Below are 22,477 nucleotides of genomic sequence, written 5' to 3'. Positions count from 1 at the left end.
TATGGCAAGTTACTTTATTGGTGTGGATGTCGGAACCGGAAGCGCCAGAGCAGGCGTATTTGATCTTAACGGCAGGATGGTCGGTCAGGCCAGTCGGGCCATCGAGATTTACCGCCCGCAGGCCGATTTTGTTGAGCAGTCCTCCGATAACATCTGGCAGGCAGTGTGTAACGCGGTTCGCGATGCCATCAACCAATCAGATATCAACCCGATTCAGGTGAAAGGGTTAGGCTTTGATGCAACCTGTTCTTTGGTGGTGCTGGATAAAGAGGGTAACCCCCTGACCATCAGTCCCTCCGGACGTAGCGAACAGAATATCATTGTGTGGATGGACCACCGCGCCATTACCCAGGCCGACCGCATCAACGCCCTGCATCATCGGGTGCTGGACTACGTCGGCGGCATTATTTCTCCGGAAATGCAGACGCCAAAACTGCTGTGGCTGAAACAGCATATGCCCAATACCTGGGCCAATGCAGGTTACTACTTTGATTTGCCAGACTTCCTCACCTGGCGTGCGACCGGAGACGACACGCGTTCGCTGTGTTCAACGGTCTGCAAATGGACCTATATGGGCCATGAAGACAAATGGGATGCCAGCTACTTCCGCCAGATCGGGCTGGAAGATTTACTGGAGCACGATGCGGCCAAAATTGGCCGCTACGTAAAAACCATGGGTGAACCGCTCGGTCATGGGCTGTCAGCACGCGCCGCCAGCGAAATGGGGCTGATTCCTGGGACCGCGGTCAGCGTATCGATCATCGATGCGCACGCTGGCACCCTCGGCACACTCGGCGCCTGCGGCGTTTCCGGCGAAGTGGCGGATTTCGACCGTCGTGTCGCACTGATTGGCGGCACCTCCACGGGCCATATGGCCATTTCCAAAGAGCCGCGTTTTATCAGCGGCATTTGGGGTCCTTACTACTCAGCGGTGCTGCCGGAATACTGGCTCAACGAAGGCGGGCAGTCGGCTACCGGGGCGTTAATTGACCACGTTATTCAGTCGCATCCGTGCTATGAAACACTACTGGCGCAGGCGAAGTCCCAGGGACAAACCATTTACGAAGTGCTGAATGCACTGCTGCGTAAAATGGCCGGTGAGCCGGAAGATATCGCGTTCCTGACCCGCGACATGCATATCCTGCCCTATTTCCACGGCAACCGCTCACCGCGCGCCAACCCAACGCTCACAGGGGCGATCACCGGGCTGAAGCTATCCCGCACGGCGGAAGATATGGCGTTGCAGTATCTGGCGACTATCCAGGCCATTGCCCTGGGGACACGTCATATTATCGAAACGATGAATCAAAGTGGTTACACCATCGATACCATTATGGCCAGCGGCGGCGGTACAAAGAACCCGATCTTCGTTCAGGAACATGCCAACGCCACGGGTTGCGCAATGTTACTGCCAGAAGAGAGCGAAGCCATGCTGCTGGGTGGCGCGATGATGGGCACCATCGCGGCAGGTGTTTTTGACACCCTCCCGGAAGCCATGTCGGCGATGAGTCGTATTGGTAAGACGGTCACCCCACAAACTAACCGTATTAAGCAGTACTACGATCGCAAATACCGGGTATTCCACGAGATGTATCAGGACCACATGAAATACCGCGAGCTGATGCAGGAGGACGCATGAGTAACTCCTGGTCTCAGGCCACCAGCGTATTTCAGCTCTATAGCGATGCCCTGGCGAGTCTGGGGCAGCATCTGACTGAACCTGTCTGGCAGTCGTTGATGGCGGAGCTACGCGGTTGCCGGGGGAAAATCGTCGTCACCGGCGTGGGCACCTCCGGCATTGCCGCGCGTAAAGTGGCGCATATGCTTGCCTGCGTGGAACGTCCAGCGATTTACCTCAATGCCACCGACGCCGCACATGGCGACCTGGGGTTTTTACGCGCCGATGATCTGGTCATCATGCTGTCACGCGGGGGCAATTCGGATGAGCTCACCCGGCTGCTACCCGGACTGGCAGCGAGAAATGTGCCCATCCTGAGCATCACTGAAAACGCCGCTTCAGCCATTGCTAAAGCATCGAGACTGGTGATTTCCACCGGCGTACAGCGCGAAGCCGATCCGCTAAACATGCTGGCGACCACGTCAATAATGCTGGTACTGGCAATCTTTGACGCCGCCTGCGCCTGCCTGATGAGCGAAAGCGGCTACTCAAAAGAGACGCTGTTATCTGTGCATCCAGGCGGTGATGTGGGATTAACGCTGAGCCGTGGGCAGGCGTGATGGAGAACATGTGATTCCGGCTCAGGGTTCCGTTCACCTCAGCGCTATGACTTTCAGCTATATCCTTTTTGCTGTTCAAACATGTTCAAATAAAAATACAGATGGTCAGGCGGGGCTGGTCCGGCTGAAAATTGCCGACGTGTTTCCGTAAGGCCGGGAGAGCCAGCATGGATGCTGGCTCAGGGCGCGCTCTACAGGGACGTTACATCGCGCCCGGCCCGGTAGCCTGGAGGAATAAGCGGAGGGAACCGCGGAGCGGCAATTTTCCCGCCTGGAGCCGGGATTGTTAAGGGTGCGGCGATAGCACCCTTAACACGTTCACTGGCGTTCAGTGTACAGAAAAGCGATGAACATGAGGTGAACGGAACCCTTTCTCTGAGAAAGCATATTCATATGCTCAGCCAACATATGTTAATGCCGAAGCGTTAACAGGGCGTCATTGCGCAATCTGCCGATTTTTATATATCTAAACAAAAGATAAAACAGTGAAAAAGCGGATTAACGCGCTGCGTTCAACTACCGCTATCTGTTCCGCACGTTAAAAATTCTGTGACGCTCTCCAGCATTCCTGGCGGAAAGCATTCCATTCTCCATTTCAATAAGCAAACTTTAGCTATTCTTATCAAACATACTTACGGGAGATCCTACAGATGATGTCAACGCTTGCTCCGCCATCTGTACTATCCGCTCCCCAGCGCCGTTGTCAGGTGCTTCTGACGCTTTTCCTGCCAGGGCAAGTTGCCACTGCGCAGACTTTCAGCACGCTGAACGGGGTCGATGATGCCACGGTTCGGGAAGATATTATCGGTGCCGGACTCGAAATCCAGCGCTATCACCGACTCGCCATTACCACCGCTCAGAATGGACATTATGCAATAGAAGGAACCCCGCTCAATCAGCGTCTGTGCCTGTTACAGTGGCTGCGCCGTGGCCTGCGGATTTGTCCAACATTTATTGCCCAGCAGTTTACCCCGGCGTTAAAAATGGAACTTAAGCAACGTGGTATTGCGCGAACGCTGTATGACGACACCAATCTGCATGCGCTGATCAACCTGTGTTCCCGACGCTTGCAGAAGCCGTTTGAGTGCCGTGATATCCAGTTCCTGCGGCTTTATTTACAGTACTGCCTGCTACAGCATCACGCAGGGATCACCCCGGAGTTTAATCCTCTGCAACAACGCTGGGCGCAAGCTTGTGCCGAATACCCACTCGCTGAGGAAATAGGCCGCCACTGGCAACGGCACGTTATGCAGAGTGCGCCGCTGGGGGAATCGCTGTTTATGGCGCTGCTGTTTTCGATGATCCGCATCCCCGACCCGATTCGTGATAACCACCAACAGGATCGTCGTCTGCGCCTTGAGATTGCCCGGTTAGTGCTGCGTTTTCGTGAATATGGCAACGTCCGCTTCAGCGATGAACAGGGGCTAAATGACCAACTGTATGTACATCTGGCTCAAGCACTGAACCGCAGTCTGTTCGCCATTGGTATTGATAACACCCTGCCGGAAGAGTTCAGTCGGCTGTATCCCCGGTTAGTACGCACCACGCGTGAAGCGTTACACGGATTCGAAGAGGAATACGATGTGCGTTTTTCCGAGGAAGAGACCGGGCTGGTGGCCGTCATTTTCGGCGCCTGGCTGATGCAGGAAAAGGATTTACACGAGAAGCAGATAATCCTGCTGACCGGCAATAACGAACAACGTGAGGCACATATAGAGCAACAGCTGCGGGAACTGACGCTGCTGCCGCTCAATGTAAAGCATATGCCAATGCAGGACTTTCAAAAAGAAGGTTCACCGCGTGGTGTGGCGCTGATTATTACACCGTACACCACGCCGCTACCGCTGTTTTCACCACCGTTGATTCATGCGGACCTGGCGCTTACGCAACATCAGCAGCAGCAGATCCGCAAAATCCTCGAATCATGATGCCGCTGGTTGCGCCACCACTTTTGGTCGCAGGACAATCGCGGGAAGCGCCACCAGCGCCATCACCCAGAATACGCCACTGCCCAGATTTTGATACAGGTAGCCGGCGAACACGGTCATGATGGCGATACTCCCCCCCATCGCCACCGCGGAATAAACCGCCTGCAAACGAATGACTTCGCTGCCCTGTCGCGTCGCGATATAGCGCATCGCCGCCAGGTGACAGACGGTAAATGTGCCGCAATGCAGGATCTGCACCACAATCAGCCACGGCAGTTCGGTACTCCAGCCCATCAATCCCCAACGCACCACGCCGCAAACGGCAGAGAGCAGCAGCAGATCGCGAGCGCTAAAGCGGCGGAATAGCTTGTGGCTGAGCGCAAAAATAATCACTTCCGCCACCACGCCGAGCGACCATAAGTACCCTACCGCCGAGGCAGAATATCCAGCCGACTGCCAGTAGAGGGCGCTAAAACCGTAATAGGCCGCATGAGCCCCTTGCAGCAGGCTTACGCAGGCGAGAAAACGCCAGCTTTGGGCTATCAACGTGCGCCAGGCCGGCCATCCCGCACTCTCCTGCTGACGGTTTTCCCCCGCAGGCTGAACGCTCGGGCGGATCATCATCCCCAGCAGCATCGACGCGACCCCAAGCGACAACAGTACAAGGATCATCCGGTAATCAAACAGGCTCACCAGTTTACCGGTTAGCGCGGAGCCGATGACAAATGCCACGGACCCCCACAGGCGCACCCGACCATAATCCATGGTTATTTGTTTTTGCCAGGTGTTGGCCAGCGCGTCGGTCAGCGGCACCAGCGGTGAGAAAAACAGGTTAAAACCGACCATCACCACCATCAGCCACGCCACGTTAGTGCCCGCCCAGAAAGCCAGCGCAAAGACCAGCGTCAGGAGCGCCAGGATACGCAAAGCAGAGATCAGGCGAGAGGGATCACTCACGCGCGGCGCAATCAGCAAACTCCCCAGAAAACGAGCAATCAGCCCAGCGCCCAGCAGCACACCAATGGTTTCCGGCGTCAGCCCCAACCCTTCGAGCCAGACGCTCCAGAAAGGCAGAAAAATACCGTAGCTAAAGAAATAGGTGAAATAACTGAGCGCCAGCCAGCGCGTGGAATGCAGAGCCATGAATCCCTCCCGTTTGGAGGCGATAGTCTGGCGACAAACGCAGGCTGGCGCAAGAGAGCATTAACAGACAAATAACATGATTTTCGCCCTATTCGATACAAATTTGCAGCGAAAAATGGCAACGTTCCCCCTGAGCCAGAACCTGCAATCCCGGCTGTCCCTGCATGTGGTGGGCTTTTACCGGATGCGTCTGCGGCTCAAGACACAAGAACGACTCACCCGACATTCTGAACAGCATCAACCATGGAGTTTGCGCTAAAATCGTGACCTTTATCACATCGCGTTGAATGACGGCCCGCCCACTCCAGCCCGAATAGCCAACGTTGAGCCGCTGATGGGGATTGGCTATCTGTATGTGGAATCACAACTGAGCGAACAGTAACGATTACTCCGTCAGACTCACCTCTAAACGTCCCTGTACCGTGGCGATAAAATCAGCAAGCGCGGGTTTTATCGTCCCCTTTTTCCACGCCATCAGCAGTGAAATGGTCGGGATATCGCCGACAATTGGCCGGAAAACCACCTGACCGGTATTAAAATTATTCATATAACCGGGTATCAAAGTTACCCCCAGTCCCATACCGACCAGGTTCATGGTCACCAGAATATTGGTAGCCATCTGTACAATATTGGGCTGGCTTTTTTGCTGCTGGAACCAGTTTTTGACAATCATCGCTAACGCACCGGAATAAGCAGGATCGGTGCTGACAAAATTTACACCGTTCAGTTGCTGTGCCGATATTGCCTTTTCACTGGCTAACGGATGGTTAGCCGGTAGCACCACCACCAGCGGCTCATGGAAAAGTTCCAGATAGTCCAGTTCCGGGCTGTAAACCGGATGGCGCATTAAGCCCACATCCAGCTCCCCACGCAGGATCTTCTCTTCCTGTTCCGTAGTTATCAGACTCACCAATTCAATGTGTGTATCCGGTTGTTTTAAACGAAACAAAGGCAGCACCTTAGGCAGCAGATTTACCTCTGCTGAAGGAACAAAACCAATTGTAAAATGCTTATCTTCCTGCACCGTTTTACGGGCGCGAATTTTCGCGCTCTCCGCCTGTTCGAGGATAGCCAGCGCATCCTGTAAAAAGCACTCTCCCGCCGCTGTCAGAGCCACTTTTCGCTTATCGCGTACCAGCAACGGAACACCCACACAGGCCTCCAGATCGCGGATCTGGCTGCTCAACGACGGCTGAGAGGTATGCAGCTTTTCTGCCGCACGGGTGAAATTCAGCGCCTGAGCCACCGCGACAAAATAGCGTAAGTGCCTCAGTTCCATGCCCTTCTCCTTGTTATCGAAAAAATGTCTCAACTGGTAGAAATTTACTATTTCACAGATTGATAACTAACCAGCAACATCCTTATGGCACAAAAAAAGAAGGTCAATACATCTTAGCTTTCAGGATTAAAAAATATGACCACACCCTCAAATTTAGACATCTACCAACTGATTGATACCCAAAACGGTCGCGTAACGCCACGGATTTATACCGACCCTGAAATTTACCAACTGGAGCTGGAACGGATCTTCGGACGCTGCTGGTTATTCCTCGCGCACGAAAGCCAAATTCCAAAACCGGGTGACTTTTTTAACACCTACATGGGCGAGGATGCGGTCGTGGTGGTGCGTCAGAAAGACGGCAGCATCAAAGCCTTTCTCAACCAATGCCGCCACCGCGCAATGCGGGTCAGTTACGCCGACTGCGGTAACACCCGTGCCTTTACCTGCCCATATCACGGCTGGTCATACGGTATTAACGGCGAGCTCATCGATGTCCCGCTGGAGCCGCGCGCCTACCCACAAGGGTTGTGCAAATCCCACTGGGGGCTGAACGAAGTGCCATGCGTCGAAAGCTACAAAGGGCTGATTTTCGGTAACTGGGATACCACCGCGCCGAACCTGCGCGATTATCTCGGCGACATCGCCTGGTATCTGGACGGCGTGCTGGATCGCCGCGAAGGCGGCACTGAAATCGTCGGTGGTGTACAAAAGTGGACTATTGACTGTAACTGGAAATTCCCCGCCGAGCAGTTTGCCAGCGACCAATATCACGCCCTGTTTAGCCATGCATCTGCCGTTCAGGTACTGGGCGCGAAAGATGACGGCAGTGATAAACGCCTGGGGGACGGACAAACCGCCCGTCCGGTGTGGGAAACCGCCAAAGATGCGCTGCAATTCGGTCAGGACGGTCACGGCAGCGGATTTTTCTTTACCGAGAAACCCGATGCCAACGTCTGGGTCGACGGTGAAGTCTCCAGCTACTATCGCGATACCTATGCAGAGGCCGAACAGCGGCTGGGCAAAGTTCGCGCTCTGCGACTGGCGGGCCATAACAATATCTTCCCAACGCTGTCATGGCTAAACGGTACTGCCACGCTGCGTGTCTGGCATCCACGTGGACCCGATCAGGTAGAAGTGTGGGCATTTTGTATTACCGATAAGGCCGCTTCAGATGACGTCAAAGCGGCATTTGAAAACAGCGCTACCCGTGCCTTCGGCCCGGCTGGGTTCCTTGAGCAGGATGATTCAGAAAACTGGTGTGAAATTCAAAAGCTGCTGAAAGGCCACCGGGCGCGCAATACCAAACTGTGTCTGGAGATGGGATTGGGCCAGGAAAAACGCCGTGAAGACGGTATTCCGGGGATCACCAACTACATCTTCTCAGAAACCGCCGCCCGCGGCATGTACCAGCGTTGGGCCGATCTGCTCAGTAGCGAAAGCTGGCAGGAAGTGCATGAGAAAACCGCCGCTTACCAGCAGGAGGTGATGAAATGAGTACCTTAGTCTCCCTGGAGCTTCATCATCGCATTGCGCAGTTTCTCTACCATGAGGCCAGCCTGCTGGATGACTGGAAGTTTCGCGACTGGCTGGCACAACTGGACGACGACATTCGCTACACCATGCGTACCACAGTCAATGCCCAGACCCGCGATCGTCGCAAAGGCGTGCAGCCGCCGACGACGTGGATTTTCAATGACAACAAAGATCAGCTTGAGCGCCGGATCGCCCGCCTCGAAACCGGTATGGCCTGGGCGGAAGAGCCGCCATCGCGCACTCGTCATCTGATCAGCAACCTGCAGATCAGCGAAACGGGCCAACCCGACGTGTTCGCGGTGCGCCTTAACTACCTGCTGTACCGCGCGCAAAAAGAGCGAGATGAAACCTTTTACGTTGGCATGCGCGTAGACAAAGTACGCCGTCTGCCGGGTGATGAGTGGCGTTTACTGGAGCGTGAGATCGTGCTGGATCAGGCGGTGATCACCTCCCATAACCTGAGTGTACTGTTCTGATGAGCCGTATTTATGCCTGCCCCGTAGGGGATTTGCCGGAGGGTGAAGCTCTCCGGCTCGACACGTCGCCCGTCATCGCGCTGTTTAACGTCGGCGGCGAGTTTTATGCCATTAACGATCGCTGCAGCCACGGCAATGCCTCGATGTCGGAAGGTTATCTGGAAGACGATGCCACCGTGGAATGCCCGCTGCATGCGGCCAGTTTTTGTCTGAAAACCGGCAAAGCGCTATGCCTGCCCGCCACCGATCCGCTGACTACCTATGCCGTGTATGTGGAAGGTAGTGATGTGTTTGTTGATATTCCCGGAGGGGCCTGATGAGCGATTTACGCGACAACATCATCTTTATTACTGGCGGTGGTTCTGGCCTCGGTCTGGCTCTGGTCGAACGCTTTATCGAAGAAGGTGCAAAAGTTGCCACGCTGGAACTGTCGACAGCCAAGGTCGCCAGCTTGCGCCAGCACTTTGGCGAACACGTGCTGGCGGTAGAAGGGAATGTCACCTGTTATGCCGACTATCAGCGGGCGGTGGATCAGATCCTCACGACGTTCGGCAAGCTGGACTGCTTTATCGGTAATGCCGGGATTTGGGATCATAATGCTTCGCTGATCAGTACCTCCGCCGAGGCGCTGGAAAGCGGCTTTCATGAGTTGTTCAACGTTAACGTGCTGGGCTATCTGCTGGGTGCGAAAGCCTGCGCACCGGCACTTATTGCCAGCGAAGGCAGTATCATTTTTACCCTTTCCAATGCCGCATGGTATCCCGGCGGCGGCGGCCCGTTGTATACCGCAAGCAAGCACGCCGCAACCGGACTCATTCGTCAGTTAGCCTACGAATTAGCACCGAAAGTTCGTGTCAACGGCGTAGGGCCGTGCGGTATGGCAACCGACCTACGCGGCCCGCAGGCGTTGGGTCAGAACGATACATCAATTATGCAATCACTGACGCCGGAAAAAATCGCCGCTATCCTGCCGCTGCAGTTTTTCCCTGATCCGGCAGATTTTACCGGTCCATACGTGATGCTGGCATCAAAGCGCAATAACCGTACGTTGAGCGGCGTGATGATCAATGCCGATGCTGGTCTGGGTATTCGCGGTATTCGCCACGTTGCCGCCGGACTGGATCTCTGAGGAGGCGTTATGCACAACAAAATTATTGCTATCGTCGGCGGTGGACAGGCCGCAGCGATGGCGGCGGTAGCACTGCGCCAGCAAGGGTTTGACGGCGAGATACATCTGTTCTCCAATGAGCCGCATCTGCCGTACGAACGCCCTCCATTGTCCAAAGCCATGCTACTGGACGACACCCCACAGCTACAGCCGGTACTCAACGCGGCCTGGTGGCAGGAAAATAATGTTCATCTGCATCTGAACGTGACTATCCAGACGCTTGGTCGCCAGACACATCAGCTCGAGCTGGCTGACGGCCAGGTTTATCCGTGGGATCAGCTACTGATTGCCACGGGAGCGGCTGCCCGCCCTCTTCCACTGCTGGATAAACTGGGCGATCGCTGCTTTACCCTGCGCCACGCAGACGACGCGACTCGTCTGCGAGATGCATTACTCCCCGGTAAATCGATTGTGATTATCGGGGCGGGCACCATTGGTCTGGAACTGGCGGCCAGTGCGACCCAGCGCGGCTGCCGGGTAACGGTAGTGGAGCAGGCTCCAACGGTGATGGGCCGCAATGCGCCTGCCCCAGTGCGTGACTATCTGCTAGCACGCCACCAACAGGCGGGTGTGCAGGTACGGCTCAACAGCACCATCGAGCACGTCGAAAGCGGTGAGTTACTTACCCTGACGCTGCAAAATGGTGAAAGCGTCACTGCCGATGCGGTGATCTACGGAATTGGTATCGTGGCGAATGACGCACTGGCCCGCGATGCAGGACTGGAGACGGCGAACGGCATTATCGTTGATACCGCTTGTACCACCTCCGATCCGGCGATTTTTGCTGCCGGCGACGTGGCACTGACGTGTCAGCCCGACGGTTCGTTGGCGCGTGTCGAAAGCTGGGAAAATGCCAATATCCAGGCACAAATTGCCGCTGCCGCAATGCTCAATTTACCGTTGCCGGAGAAGACATCTGGCTGGTTCTGGACTGACCAATACCAGGATAATTTGCAGTTTATTGGCGAAATGCAGGGAGATAGCTGGCTTGTGCGCGGTGATGCTGATGCGCAGAAAGCGATATGGTTTAACCTGCAGGATGGCGTGATAGTCGGCGCAGTAACGTTGAATCAGGGACGAGAAATACGTTTATTGAGGAAATGGATTCAGGCCAGGAAAAAGCCGCCAATGGCGGCTTTAGTCGATGAAGCAATCGTGCTTAAGTCGATATAACGGCTGGAGGATGCTGCGTTTATCCGGCCTACAAATCACTCGTATGTAGGCCGGATAAGGTGTTTACACCGCCATCCGGCAATCCGTATTACTTACGCGTAAACCGGGAAGCGTGCACAGATATCCAGCACTTTACCTTTCACACGCTCAATAACAGCTTCGTCATTGATGTTGTCCAGAACGTCACACATCCAGCCAGCCAGTTCTTTCACTTCTGCTTCTTTAAAGCCACGACGAGTCACAGCCGGAGAACCAATGCGGATACCAGAAGTCACAAACGGGCTCTTCGGATCGTTCGGCACGCTGTTTTTGTTAACGGTGATGTTAGCACGGCCCAGCGCGGCGTCAGCTTCTTTACCAGTCAGGTTTTTATCAACCAGATCCAGCAGGAACAGGTGGTTTTCAGTACCGCCAGAAACCACTTTGTAACCACGGTTCAGGAACACTTCCACCATCGCTTTGGCGTTTTTAGCAACCTGCTGCTGGTAAACTTTGAACTCTGGCTCCATCGCTTCTTTCAGCGCTACCGCTTTTGCCGCGATAACATGCATCAGCGGGCCGCCCTGCGCGCTTGGGAACACCGCGGAGTTCAGTTTTTTGTACAGCTCTTCGTCACCGCCTTTCGCCAGGATCAGGCCGCCACGTGGACCCGCCAGGGTTTTGTGGGTGGTGGTGGTCACAACGTGTGCGTGTGGAACCGGGTTCGGGTAAACGCCTGCGGCAATCAGACCCGCAACGTGCGCCATGTCAACGAACAGGTATGCGCCGATGCTATCAGCGATTTCGCGCATTTTTGCCCAGTCAACCACACCGGAATAAGCAGAGAAGCCACCGATGATCATCTTCGGTTTGTGCTCTTTGGCCTGCTTAGCCATATCTTCATAGTCAATTTTACCGGACTCATCAATACCGTAAGGGATGATGTTGTACAGTTTGCCGGAGAAGTTTACCGGGGAGCCGTGAGTCAGGTGGCCGCCTTGTGCCAGGTTCATACCCAGAACGGTATCACCCGGTTGCAGCAGTGCGGTATAAACAGCGAAGTTAGCCTGAGAACCTGAGTGCGGTTGGACGTTAGCGTAATCAGCGCCAAACAGCTCTTTCGCGCGGTCGATCGCCAGTTGCTCAACGATATCAACGTATTCGCAACCGCCGTAATAGCGCTTGCCCGGATAACCTTCAGCGTATTTGTTGGTCAGCTGAGAACCCTGTGCCTGCATCACGCGCGGGCTGGTGTAGTTTTCGGAGGCGATCAGTTCGATGTGCTCTTCCTGACGTACTTTTTCCTGCTCCATAGCCTGCCACAGTTCGGCATCATAATCGGCAATGTTCATTTCACGCTTTAACATCCGCATCTCCTGACTCAGCTAACAATAGAATTTCGGCCTAAAAAGGTTGTCCCTAGGACTTCGGCCAACAGTATAACCGAATCATTCTTCGATAACAGGTCTTGACAAAGGATTTTACGCAAACGATTACCTTCGCGGTACACAAGGCTTTTTGGAACAAAGCTCTGCTGAATTTCAACGGATTTCTTTTCAGGTTTGTGATGCAGATTTTTCACGTTGTAACCTTTACAACGCAAAGTTACAAAGAACCATTTACAATGCAGGGGTATTTTTTATAAGATGTATTTGACATACATCATTAAAGTCTCAGATAAAGGAAGACCGTATGCTTGACGCACAAACCATCGCTACAGTGAAAGCCACCATTCCCTTGCTGGTTGAAACAGGTCCGAAACTGACCGCTCATTTCTACGATCGCATGTTTACGCATAACCCAGAGCTGAAAGAAATTTTCAACATGAGTAACCAGCGTAATGGCGATCAGCGCGAAGCGTTGTTTAACGCCATTGCCGCGTATGCCAGCAATATCGAAAACCTGCCAGCGCTACTGCCAGCGGTCGAGAAAATCGCCCAGAAGCATACCAGCTTCCAGATTAAACCCGAGCAGTACAACATCGTGGGTGGTCATCTGTTGGCAACGCTGGATGAAATGTTCAGCCCAGGCCAGGAAGTGCTGGATGCGTGGGGCAAAGCGTATGGGGTGCTGGCTAACGTCTTTATCAACCGTGAGGCGCAAATCTACAGCGAAAATGCCAGCAAAAATGGCGGCTGGGAAGGCACCCGTCCTTTCCGCATCGTGGCCAAAACCCCGCGTAGCGCGTTAATCACCAGCTTTGAGTTTGAACCGGTCGACGGCGGTGCGGTCGCAGAATACCATCCGGGGCAGTATCTGGGCGTTTGGCTGAAGCCAGAAGGCTTCCCACATCAGGAGATTCGTCAGTACTCACTGACTCGTAAACCGAACGGCAAAGGCTACCGTATTGCCGTTAAGCGTGAAGAAGGTGGTCAGGTCTCAACCTGGTTGCACAACCACGCAAATGTGGGTGACGTTGTTCATTTAGCTGCACCTGCTGGCGATTTCTTTATGGATGTCGCCACCGATACTCCTGTGTCTCTGATTTCCGCAGGCGTCGGTCAGACCCCAATGCTGGCCATGCTGGACACGCTGGCAAAAGCGAATCATACCGCGCAGGTTAACTGGTTCCACGCGGCTGAAAACGGCGACGTGCATGCCTTTGCCGATGAAGTGAATGAACTAGGCAAAACGCTGCCACGCTTTAGCGCACACACCTGGTATCGTGAGCCAACCGAAGCCGATCGTGCGAAAGGTACGTTTGACAGTGTTGGGCTGATGGATCTGAATAAACTGGAAGGCGCTATCAGTGACCCGGCGATGCAGTTCTACCTGTGCGGCCCGGTTGGCTTTATGCAATTTGCTGCAAAGCAACTGGTCGGTCTGGGTGTGAAAAACGAAAACATTCATTACGAATGCTTCGGCCCACATAAAGTCTTGTAATTAAGTCAGTGAGTAGGCCGGATAAGGCGTATACGCCGTCATCCGGCAATCACGCTGCCTGATGCACTACGCTTATCAGGCCTACAAATTAACGGCGCGGCTTAGATTGCCGCGTCGTCTTCTTCGCCAGTACGGATACGAATAACACGCGCCACATCGAAGACAAAAATCTTACCGTCGCCGATTTTGCCGGTCTGGGCAGTACGAATAATCGTGTCGACACAGGTATCGACAATATCGTCGGTCACCACGATTTCAATTTTTACCTTCGGCAGAAAATCCACCATATATTCCGCGCCACGGTACAACTCGGTGTGGCCTTTCTGACGGCCAAATCCCTTCACTTCTGTCACTGTCATACCGGTAATGCCGACTTCTGCCAGCGCTTCGCGGACATCGTCCAGCTTGAAGGGTTTAATAATCGCATCAATTTTTTTCATGCTATTCCTTGAAAAGGTCGCCTGTCTTTTGATCAAATAAAGCTAACATAATCCGCAGATTTATTCTTTGAAATCGTTTGCATCAAGTTCATGACGAGAGAGCAACTTGTAGAATTCTGTGCGATTGCGTCCCGCCATTCGTGCAGCATGGGTAACATTGCCTTTGGTGATTTGCAGTAGCTTACGCAAGTAGTTGAGCTCAAACTGATTGCGCGCTTCAACAAAGGTTGGCAGCGCCGTATTTTCACCTTCCAGTGCCTGCTCTACCAGCGCGTCACTGATCACCGGCGAAGAGGTTAACGCCACGCACTGTTCAATCACGTTGACCAACTGACGCACGTTGCCCGGCCAACTGGCGGTCATTAAACGTTTCATCGCATCAGTCGAAAAAGCACGGACAAACGGTTTGTGCCGTTCGGCTGACTGACGCAGCAGATGGTTTGCCAGCAGTGGTATATCTTCTGTACGCTCGGCCAGCGCCGGGATCTTCAGACTTACCACGTTGAGACGGTAATAGAGATCCTCACGAAATTCGCCCCGCGCCATGGCTTTGGGCAGGTCGCGGTGCGTTGCAGAAACAATCCGCACATCAATGTCGATATCACGATTGCTACCGAGCGGACGAACTTTACGCTCCTGCAATACGCGCAGCAATTTAACCTGTAACGGCGCGGGCATATCGCCTATTTCGTCGAGAAATAACGTCCCGCCTTCTGCTGCCTGAAACAAACCTTCACGATTACTCACCGCTCCGGTAAAGGCACCGCGCGCATGACCAAAAAGCTCTGATTCCAGCAGTTGTTCCGGCAACGCCCCACAGTTTATGGCGATAAAGGGCTTGTGGCTGCGCGGACTGGCGTTGTGAATCGCCTGGGCAAACACCTCTTTCCCGGTGCCGCTCTGCCCGTTGATCAATACGCTGACATCCGATTGCGCGACCATCCGCGCCTGTTCTAACAAACGCAGCATTAACGGGCTACGGGTAACAATTGATTCGCGCCAGCTATCATCAGTAGCAGGCGCGGACTGTTCCAGCGCACCGTCAATCGCTTTGTATAGCGCGTCTTTATCGACCGGCTTGGTGAGAAAGCTGAAAACGCCCTGCTGCGTTGCCGCGACAGCATCGGGAATAGAGCCGTGCGCAGTCAGGATAATGACCGGCATCCCCGGCTGCACTTTCTGGATTTCAGTGAACAGCTGCATGCCGTCCATTTCATCCATGCGCAGGTCGCTAATCACCAGATCCACTTTTTCACGATTCAGTACCCGTAATCCTTCCTGCCCACTTTCTGCAGTTACGACGCTGTAACCTTCACTGGTCAGCCGCATACCGAGCAATTTCAACAGCCCCGGATCGTCATCGACGAGCAGCAGATGCGCGGGCTTGCGGCTTATCATGGCGTGACCTCCCCATCATCAGGCGTCGTGAGCTTATCAGTACCGTGCAACGCATCGGGATTGTAGCTGCCGGCAGGTTTACGGGTGGACAGTTGTCGTTCAATATCGGTCAGGTTTTCCAGCTTACGGGTGGTGAGATCGAGCTGGCTCTGCAAATTCTGTTGCTGTTGGCGCAGCGCATCAAGATCGCTGTCAGATGACTGCTGAAGTTTACTGTAGCGCATACGTTCTTCTGCAAGCTGTAACTGCAGCGTTTGACTACTGCGCCAGACCTGATAAAGCGGACGGACCTGGGCCGGAATTTGCGGGCTTAGCGCATCCAGACGGGTCATTATTTCACGCCTTTCAGGCGGTGTAATGTGGGCGCCATCAAGCAGGATCCCACGCTTAAAAGCACCCTGCCAGGTATCCGTGAGTTGGGTACTGGCTTCACTGCGTGCCTGAACAGGCATCAGGCGATCGGCACAATCCATGGTTCGCAGCCAGTAGAGCGGGTTGGTATCTGTGGACTGGCCCGATAGCGACCAGATATCCGTACATTCGGTGGCAAGGTAATCAGCGAGTTGATGCGGCGGGATTTTCTCCTGCGAAGGATCGCCGATAATGTGATTCACCGCGTTGGGAACGCAGCCGACCAGCGCCAGGCATGGCAGACTTGCGAGTAAGACGCGGCGAATAAAATCTCGTTTAAGCATTCGGGCAACAACGTGTGGCATACTCACCAGACTTAGGTTCATTTTAGTGGTTTTTCGATGCAGATAGCGGCAGTTCTATGCGGAAACAAACGCTTTGCGCATGCTCATCAACCAGATACAGTTTTCCCCGCATACGGCGGATACAGTCTCTGGCGATGCTCAGTCCCAACCCGCTTCCTTTGACTGCCCCTTTTCGCTGATGGCTACCCTGGAAAAAAGGTTCGAAGATCATCGCCTGTTCTGCTTCTGGAATCGGTGTGCCGGTATTTATGACATCAATGTATACCGTCGAGCCATGCAAACTGCTGCGGATCCAAATGTTACCGGATTCAGCGCCATAGTGCACCGCATTGGAATAAAGATTGTCCAGCACGCTCATTAACAGCATGGGCTCGGCCAGACAAGCGTTCGCCGCCAGCGCAACATCAGTATGTATCATTTTGGCGCGAGCGGGCAGGCTATGTGCTGAAACAACACTTTCCACCAACGGCGCGATTTCTACGCGCTCAAGTTCTACTTCGTCATCCGCCAGCTTGCGGTTGTAATCAAGCAATTGCTCAATCAGCTTTTGTAGATTACGGCTACTGTCATCCAGAATACCGACCACCTCTTTTTGCTCGGGAGTGAGCGGTCCAACTACCTGATCGGCCAGCAACTCCGTGCCTTCACGCATACTTGCCAGCGGCGTTTTCAGTTCATGTGAGAGATGGCGTAAAAACTGATGTCGCTGTGACTCAAGCCAGGAAAGGCGCTCGCTCAACCAGATTATGCGCTGGCCAACGGAACGCAGTTCCCGGGGGCCTGTAAACAATACGCTATCGCCCAGTGAGCGACCTTCCCCCAGACGATTAATCATCCGTTCAATACCCTTCACCGGGCCGATAATCATACGGGTAAACAGCAGTACCATCGCCAGACTAACGAGAAACAGTACCAGCGCCTGCCAGCCAAAGAACTGACCACGTTCGGCAATTTCTTGTTGTAACTGCTGACCGCGCGAGAAGACCACGGTACGGGTGGCCTGCACCATGTCGGTATTCGCATTAGCGAAGGCTTCCAGACGGGCTGCCGCCTGGCTGTCAGGACCGCTGTTATTACACTGCAGTTGGGCGAGATCGTTGAGATCCTGCCGTAACGCCTGGTAGAGCTTATTGTCCGGCAACACGCCCGCATGCGCGTCCAGCATGTCGCTATAACGCTTACGCTGGCTCTGGTAAACCTTTGCCAGCGTCGGATCATCCAGCACACAATACTGTCGGTAGCTACGCTCCATCTCCAGCGCGGCATTGGTCATCGCCTCGCTGCGTCGGGCATCAATGAGCGTGGTTCTGTTAGTCAGCGCCGCCTGAGCGCTCAGGGCGTTCAGACTCTGCCACGCTTGCCAGGCCAGTACGAGCAAAGGGAGCAGGATCAGCAAAAATGCCAGCGTCACCAGCTGACGTAAGGATCGAGGGAAAACAGACCAGCGCTTCAAGGCGTTACTCTCAATGGACGGGAATAAGACGATGCTAACTGAGGGGAACGTCAGATACAACAAAGCCGGGATTAACCCGGCTTTGTTATGGAATAAGGCGGTGCCTAACTCGACGTTTCGCCCGAAGGTAGATATGAGCTTCGCTAATATCAGATGTTGGACGGCAGGCACCTTGTTGTGCGTCATTCGAAGTTTATGTAGCACGTCCCGAAGGGGCTGACATAAGAAGGTGAATGAGCCACTGGTTAATATTATGCAGCATCTGTGCCAATATTCAAAACACTTTATTAACACAATGATAAATATAAGAAATATGAATAATTGTGTAAAAATAAGGATTGAGTGTTTTTTGTGCACTCTGTCGCTAATAAGCAACACTCGCTGCACTTAAAAATAAAATCATTATAGATCAAATTATTAAGTGTCTCTTTTTGGCGACAGGCCAACCCTGACAATGTCGGGATTTCCCGACACTTTAATTTTTCGGCATAAGCGCTGAGTTTATTGCCGGATGGCGGCGTAAACGCCTTATCCGGCCTACAAGCGCCCTTCCCCGTAGGCCTGATAAGCGCAGTGCCATCAGGCAGCCGGATGGCGGCGTAAGTGCCTTATCCGGCCTACAAGCGCTCTTCCCCGTAGGCCTGATAAGCGCAGCGCCATCAGGCGCTCTGTATCCTGGCGACAAAAAAGCCCCTCGAGAGGGGCTTCATGATGTTCGACCAGATTAACCGAGCTGTTTACGCGCATTACGGAAGATGCGCATCCACGGGCTGTCCTCGCCCCAGTTTTCCGGGTGCCAGGAGTTGCTCACGGTACGGAATACACGTTCCGGGTGTGGCATCATAATCGTTACGCGACCATTTTCAGTGGTAACAGCAGTGATACCGTTTGGAGAACCGTTCGGGTTAGCCGGATAGGTTTCGGTCACCTTACCGAAGTTATCAACGTAGCGTAGCGCCACCAGCCCTTTGCTCTCCAGCCCAGCCAAATGCGCATCGTCACGCACTTCTACGCGACCTTCGCCGTGAGAAACCGCGATTGGCATCTGTGACCCCACCATACCCTGCAGCAGCAGAGACGGGCTTTGTGTCACTTCGACCAGGCTGAAACGCGCTTCAAAGCGATCGGAGTGGTTACGCACAAAGCGCGGCCACAGGTCGCTTCCAGGGATCAGCTCGCGCAGGTTAGACATCATCTGACAACCGTTACACACGCCGAGTGCCAGCGTTTGCGGGCGATGGAAGAAGGTTTCGAACTCATCACGTACCCGATTGTTGAACAGAATCGACTTCGCCCAACCTTCCCCTGCCCCAAGCACATCACCGTAAGAGAAGCCACCACAGGCCACCAGCGCCTGGAAGTTACCCAGACCAATACGACCGCCCAGCAGATCGCTCATATGCACGTCGATAGCGTCAAAACCCGCACGGTGGAAAGCTGCCGCCATTTCTACGTGGGAGTTAACGCCCTGTTCGCGTAGCACGGCAACTTTTGGACGCGCACCGGTAGCGATATACGGAGCCGCAATATCTTCGTTGATATCAAATGACAGTTTAACATTGAGGCCAGGATCGGCATCGTTGGTTTTAGCATTGTGTTCCTGATCGGCACATTCCGGGTTGTCGCGCAGACGCTGCATCTGCCAGGTTGTTTCCGCCCACCACATACGCAGGGTAGTACGGCTTTCGCTAAACACCGGCTGACCTTGAGCGGTCAGGGTGAAACGATCGCCGGCTACCGCCTGACCGAGATAATGTACGCAATCAGCCAGACCGTTCGCCGCCAGAATTGCTTCTACCGCGTCACGGTCAGCAGCGCGAATCTGAATGACAGCCCCCAGCTCTTCATTAAACAGCGCCGCCAGATGATCATCGCCCAGAGTACCGATATCTGCTTCAACGCCGCAGTGACCGGTAAAGGCCATTTCTGCCAGCGTAACCAGCAGACCGCCGTCGGAGCGGTCATGGTAAGCCAGCAGCTTACGTTGTGCGACCAACGCCTGAATGGCGTCGTAGAAGCCTTTCAACTGCGTTACATCGCGCACATCGGCAGGTTTGTCGCCCAGTTGACGGTATACCTGTGCCAGCGATGTCGCACCCAGCGCATTGTGACCAAGGCCAAGATCAATCAGCAACAGCGCATTGTCTTCAGTAGACAGTTGCGGCGTGATTGTATGGCGCACGTCTTCCACGCGAGCAAAGGCAGTGATCACCAGTGACAGCGGGGAGGTCATTTCACGCTGCTCGTTACCTTCCTGCCAGCGGGTTTTCATCGACATGGAGTCTTTACCCACCGGGATAGTCAGGCCAAGCGCCGGACATAACTCTTCCCCGACAGCTTTTACCGCTTCGTACAGCCCGGCATCTTCACCGGGATGGCCAGCAGCCGCCATCCAGTTTGCTGACAATTTGATACGTTTGATATCGCCAATCTGCGTGGCCGCAATATTGGTTAGCGCTTCACCGACGGCCAGACGCGCAGAGGCGGAAAAGTCCAGCAGCGCGACAGGTGCGCGTTCACCGATAGACATCGCTTCGCCATAGTAGCTATCCAGACTGGCGGTAGTGACCGCACAGTTCGCTACCGGAATCTGCCACGGACCAACCATTTGGTCACGCGCCACCATCCCGGTGACAGTACGGTCGCCGATGGTAACGAGGAAGGTTTTTTCGGCGACAGTCGGCAGGTGCAGCACACGGTTTACCGCGTCAGCAATCGTAATATGCTCACGTGTCAGCAGCTCGCCTTTGGCTTTCAGCGTTTGTACGTCGCGGGTCATTTTCGGCGTTTTACCCAGCAGAACGTCCAGCGGCATGTCAATCGGCTGGTTGTCGAAGTGGCTATCGCTCAACGTCAGGTGTTGTTCTTCGGTGGCTTCACCAATCACCGCATAGGGGGCACGCTCGCGCTTACACAATTCATCAAACAGCGGCAGTTGATCGGCGGCCACCGCCAGCACATAGCGCTCCTGAGATTCGTTACACCAGATTTCCAGCGGGCTCATACCCGGTTCATCACTCAGGATATCGCGCAACTGGAATTTGCCGCCGCGTCCGCCGTCGCTGACCAGCTCCGGCATGGCATTAGACAGGCCACCCGCACCAACATCGTGGATGAACAGGATCGGGTTAGCGTCCCCCATCTGCCAGCAACGGTCGATAACTTCCTGGCAGCGACGCTCCATTTCCGGGTTGTCGCGCTGTACAGAAGCGAAATCAAGATCGGCATCAGACTGGCCGGAAGCCATAGATGATGCCGCACCACCGCCCAGGCCGATGTTCATCGCCGGACCGCCGAGGACGATCAGCTTCGCGCCGACGACGATCTCGCCTTTCTGCACGTGATCTTCACGGATATTGCCGATCCCACCCGCCAGCATGATCGGTTTGTGGTAACCGCGCAGCTCTTCACCGTTATGGCTGTTCACTTTCTCTTCATAGGTGCGGAAGTAGCCCGTCAGCGCAGGACGACCAAATTCGTTGTTAAACGCAGCACCACCCAGTGGACCTTCGGTCATAATATCCAGTGCGGTGACAATACGGTCCGGCTTGCCAAAATCTTCTTCCCACGGCTGTTCAAAGCCCGGGATACGCAGGTTGGAAACGGAGAAACCCACCAGTCCAGCTTTCGGTTTCGCACCGCGCCCGGTTGCGCCTTCATCGCGAATTTCACCGCCAGAGCCCGTTGCGGCACCTGGCCACGGCGAGATTGCCGTCGGGTGGTTATGGGTTTCAACCTTCATCAGGATATGAGCAGGCTCCTGATGGAAATCGTAGCGACCGGTCTGGTGGTCAGCAAAGTAGCGACCCACTTCAGAACCTTCCATCACCGCTGCGTTATCTTTATAGGCAGACAGGACGTGATCCGGCGTGGTTTCAAAGGTGTTTTTGATCATCTTGAACAGCGATTTCGGCTGCTGCTTACCGTCGATCACCCAGTCGGCATTAAAAATTTTATGACGGCAGTGCTCGGAGTTGGCCTGTGCAAACATGTACAGTTCGATGTCGTTCGGGTTGCGTCCCAGCTTAGTGAACGCATCTTGCAGATAGTCGATTTCATCCTCTGCCAGCGCAAGACCCAAACGCAGGTTAGCGTCAATCAACGCCTGGCGTCCTTCACCCAGCAGGTCAACGCTGGAAACCGGCGCAGGCTGGTGATGAACAAACAGTTTTTCAGCATCGCTCAGCGCAGAGAAAACCGTTTCCATCATGCGGTCATGCAGAATATTGGCAACCGTCAGCCACTGCTCAGCAGTCAGCGTGGAGGCCTCAACATACCAGGCAATGCCACGTTCCAGGCGGCTAATCTGTTGCAGGCCGCAGTTATGGGCAATATCAGTCGCTTTAGAAGACCACGGGGAGATGGTACCCGGGCGAGGCGTGACCAGCAGCAGTTTGCCTTCAGGGGCATGACTGTGAAGAGCAGGACCATATTTCAGCAGACGTGCAAGTTGCGCGCGCTCGTCCTCATTCAATGGTGCATTCAGATCGGCAAAATGGACGTACTCGGCGTAAATATTGTGGACCTGGAGGTTGGCAGCCTGAAAACGTGCCAGCAGTTTGTTAATACGGAATGCAGACAGTGCAGGTGAACCACGCAGAATTTCCATCATAAGTCTCTCGTCTTCTAAGCTTTCGGTGTGCCCAAGTGGGGGAAACGGGCGTCAT

Annotated in this window: 17 protein-coding genes and 2 pseudogenes; 9 read left to right on the top strand and 10 right to left on the bottom strand. The window is 54.2% G+C overall.

Translation table 11 applies throughout. The annotated features are described in order from the left end of the window. The first annotated feature begins 1 nt into the window (after position 1). The 3 genes from NNN64_RS05025 to csiE all read left to right on the top strand — a co-directional run bounded on the left by NNN64_RS05025 (position 2) and on the right by csiE (position 4,166). The gene (locus NNN64_RS05025; RefSeq protein WP_271440681.1) at positions 2–1,639 is read left to right on the top strand and encodes an FGGY-family carbohydrate kinase; all 1,638 of its coding nucleotides are present in this window, start codon (positions 2–4) and stop codon (positions 1,637–1,639) included. Then, the gene (locus NNN64_RS05020) at positions 1,636–2,238 is read left to right on the top strand and encodes a KpsF/GutQ family sugar-phosphate isomerase (RefSeq protein ID WP_271440680.1); all 603 of its coding nucleotides are present in this window, start codon (positions 1,636–1,638) and stop codon (positions 2,236–2,238) included. The genes NNN64_RS05025 and NNN64_RS05020 overlap by 4 nt, the downstream gene beginning before the upstream one ends. Positions 2,239–2,888: 650 nt before the next feature. Then, positions 2,889–4,166, top strand: a complete 1,278-nt coding sequence (gene csiE, locus NNN64_RS05015) for a stationary phase inducible protein CsiE (protein WP_271440679.1) — start codon at positions 2,889–2,891, stop codon at positions 4,164–4,166. On the opposite strand, the gene NNN64_RS05010 is transcribed toward csiE, so the two are convergent. The 3 genes and pseudogenes from NNN64_RS05010 to hcaR form a co-directional block, all read right to left on the bottom strand. After that, positions 4,161–5,309 carry a 3-phenylpropionate MFS transporter gene (locus NNN64_RS05010; RefSeq protein ID WP_271440678.1) on the bottom strand — a complete coding sequence of 383 codons (1,149 nt, stop codon included), beginning with the start codon at positions 5,307–5,309 and terminating at the stop codon, positions 4,161–4,163. The two genes, csiE and NNN64_RS05010, sit on opposite strands and share 6 nt — an antisense overlap. Before the next feature lie 88 nt (positions 5,310–5,397). Next, positions 5,398–5,637, bottom strand: a pseudogene (locus NNN64_RS05005) (aldose 1-epimerase); the annotation flags it as partial. Positions 5,638–5,694: 57 nt separating this feature from the next. Further along, positions 5,695–6,588, bottom strand: a complete 894-nt coding sequence (hcaR, locus tag NNN64_RS05000; RefSeq protein ID WP_271440677.1) for a DNA-binding transcriptional regulator HcaR — start codon at positions 6,586–6,588, stop codon at positions 5,695–5,697. Positions 6,589–6,723: 135 nt separating this feature from the next. Here hcaR and hcaE point away from each other — a divergent pair, with 135 nt between their 5' ends. From hcaE to hcaD, 5 genes are read left to right on the top strand one after another with little or no spacing between them, the layout of a single operon-like run. Beyond that, positions 6,724–8,085, top strand: coding sequence for a 3-phenylpropionate/cinnamic acid dioxygenase subunit alpha (gene hcaE, locus NNN64_RS04995; protein ID WP_271440676.1), 1,362 nt, complete (start codon positions 6,724–6,726; stop codon positions 8,083–8,085). Beyond that, entirely contained in the window at positions 8,082–8,600 is a 519-nt protein-coding gene (gene hcaF, locus NNN64_RS04990) for a 3-phenylpropionate/cinnamic acid dioxygenase subunit beta (protein ID WP_271440675.1), read from the top strand. The genes hcaE and hcaF overlap by 4 nt, the downstream gene beginning before the upstream one ends. After that, the gene (gene hcaC, locus NNN64_RS04985; protein ID WP_202038039.1) at positions 8,600–8,917 is read left to right on the top strand and encodes a 3-phenylpropionate/cinnamic acid dioxygenase ferredoxin subunit; all 318 of its coding nucleotides are present in this window, start codon (positions 8,600–8,602) and stop codon (positions 8,915–8,917) included. The genes hcaF and hcaC overlap by 1 nt, the downstream gene beginning before the upstream one ends. Then, on the top strand, positions 8,917–9,729 hold the full coding sequence (hcaB, locus tag NNN64_RS04980) for a 3-phenylpropionate-dihydrodiol/cinnamic acid-dihydrodiol dehydrogenase (RefSeq protein WP_271440674.1): 813 nt from the start codon (positions 8,917–8,919) through the stop codon (positions 9,727–9,729). The genes hcaC and hcaB overlap by 1 nt, the downstream gene beginning before the upstream one ends. A 9-nt stretch (positions 9,730–9,738) precedes the next feature. Next, positions 9,739–10,941: a phenylpropionate dioxygenase ferredoxin reductase subunit gene (gene hcaD / locus NNN64_RS04975; protein ID WP_271440673.1), complete on the top strand. Its 1,203-nt coding sequence runs from the start codon at positions 9,739–9,741 to the stop codon at positions 10,939–10,941. A 92-nt stretch (positions 10,942–11,033) separates the two neighbouring features. Here hcaD and glyA read toward each other — a convergent pair whose 3' ends face one another. Then, positions 11,034–12,287 (bottom strand): serine hydroxymethyltransferase, encoded by a 1,254-nt coding sequence (glyA, locus tag NNN64_RS04970; RefSeq protein ID WP_003835277.1) that lies wholly within the window; start codon positions 12,285–12,287, stop codon positions 11,034–11,036. A gap of 325 nt (positions 12,288–12,612) precedes the next feature. On the opposite strand from glyA, the gene hmpA reads away from it, so the two are divergent. Continuing rightward, the gene (hmpA, locus tag NNN64_RS04965) at positions 12,613–13,803 is read left to right on the top strand and encodes an NO-inducible flavohemoprotein (protein WP_271440672.1); all 1,191 of its coding nucleotides are present in this window, start codon (positions 12,613–12,615) and stop codon (positions 13,801–13,803) included. A 101-nt stretch (positions 13,804–13,904) separates the two neighbouring features. On the opposite strand, the gene glnB is transcribed toward hmpA, so the two are convergent. From glnB to purL, 6 genes and pseudogenes are all read right to left on the bottom strand, one after another. Then, a complete protein-coding gene (gene glnB, locus NNN64_RS04960) occupies positions 13,905–14,243 on the bottom strand; it encodes a nitrogen regulatory protein P-II (RefSeq protein WP_002914032.1) in 339 nt (112 codons plus the stop codon). 60 nt (positions 14,244–14,303) lie between these two features. Then, a complete protein-coding gene (gene glrR / locus NNN64_RS04955; RefSeq protein WP_305764056.1) occupies positions 14,304–15,638 on the bottom strand; it encodes a two-component system response regulator GlrR in 1,335 nt (444 codons plus the stop codon). Beyond that, the gene (qseG, locus tag NNN64_RS04950; RefSeq protein WP_271440709.1) at positions 15,638–16,357 is read right to left on the bottom strand and encodes a two-component system QseEF-associated lipoprotein QseG; all 720 of its coding nucleotides are present in this window, start codon (positions 16,355–16,357) and stop codon (positions 15,638–15,640) included. Before qseG ends, glrR begins: the two co-directional genes overlap by 1 nt. A gap of 22 nt (positions 16,358–16,379) precedes the next feature. Further along, the gene (gene qseE, locus NNN64_RS04945; RefSeq protein ID WP_271440708.1) at positions 16,380–17,810 is read right to left on the bottom strand and encodes a two component system sensor histidine kinase QseE/GlrK; all 1,431 of its coding nucleotides are present in this window, start codon (positions 17,808–17,810) and stop codon (positions 16,380–16,382) included. 287 nt (positions 17,811–18,097) lie between these two features. Next, positions 18,098–18,397 (bottom strand): annotated as a pseudogene (locus tag NNN64_RS23315) (hypothetical protein); the annotation flags it as partial. A 137-nt stretch (positions 18,398–18,534) separates the two neighbouring features. Beyond that, positions 18,535–22,422, bottom strand: coding sequence for a phosphoribosylformylglycinamidine synthase (gene purL, locus NNN64_RS04940; protein ID WP_271440671.1), 3,888 nt, complete (start codon positions 22,420–22,422; stop codon positions 18,535–18,537). Between the last annotated feature and the right edge of the window lie 55 nt (positions 22,423–22,477).

Origin of the sequence: Citrobacter sp. Igbk 14 (assembly GCF_028069825.1) — a bacterium.
GTDB lineage: Bacteria > Pseudomonadota > Gammaproteobacteria > Enterobacterales > Enterobacteriaceae > Citrobacter.
This window is presented reverse-complemented; position numbering and strand designations above follow the sequence as displayed.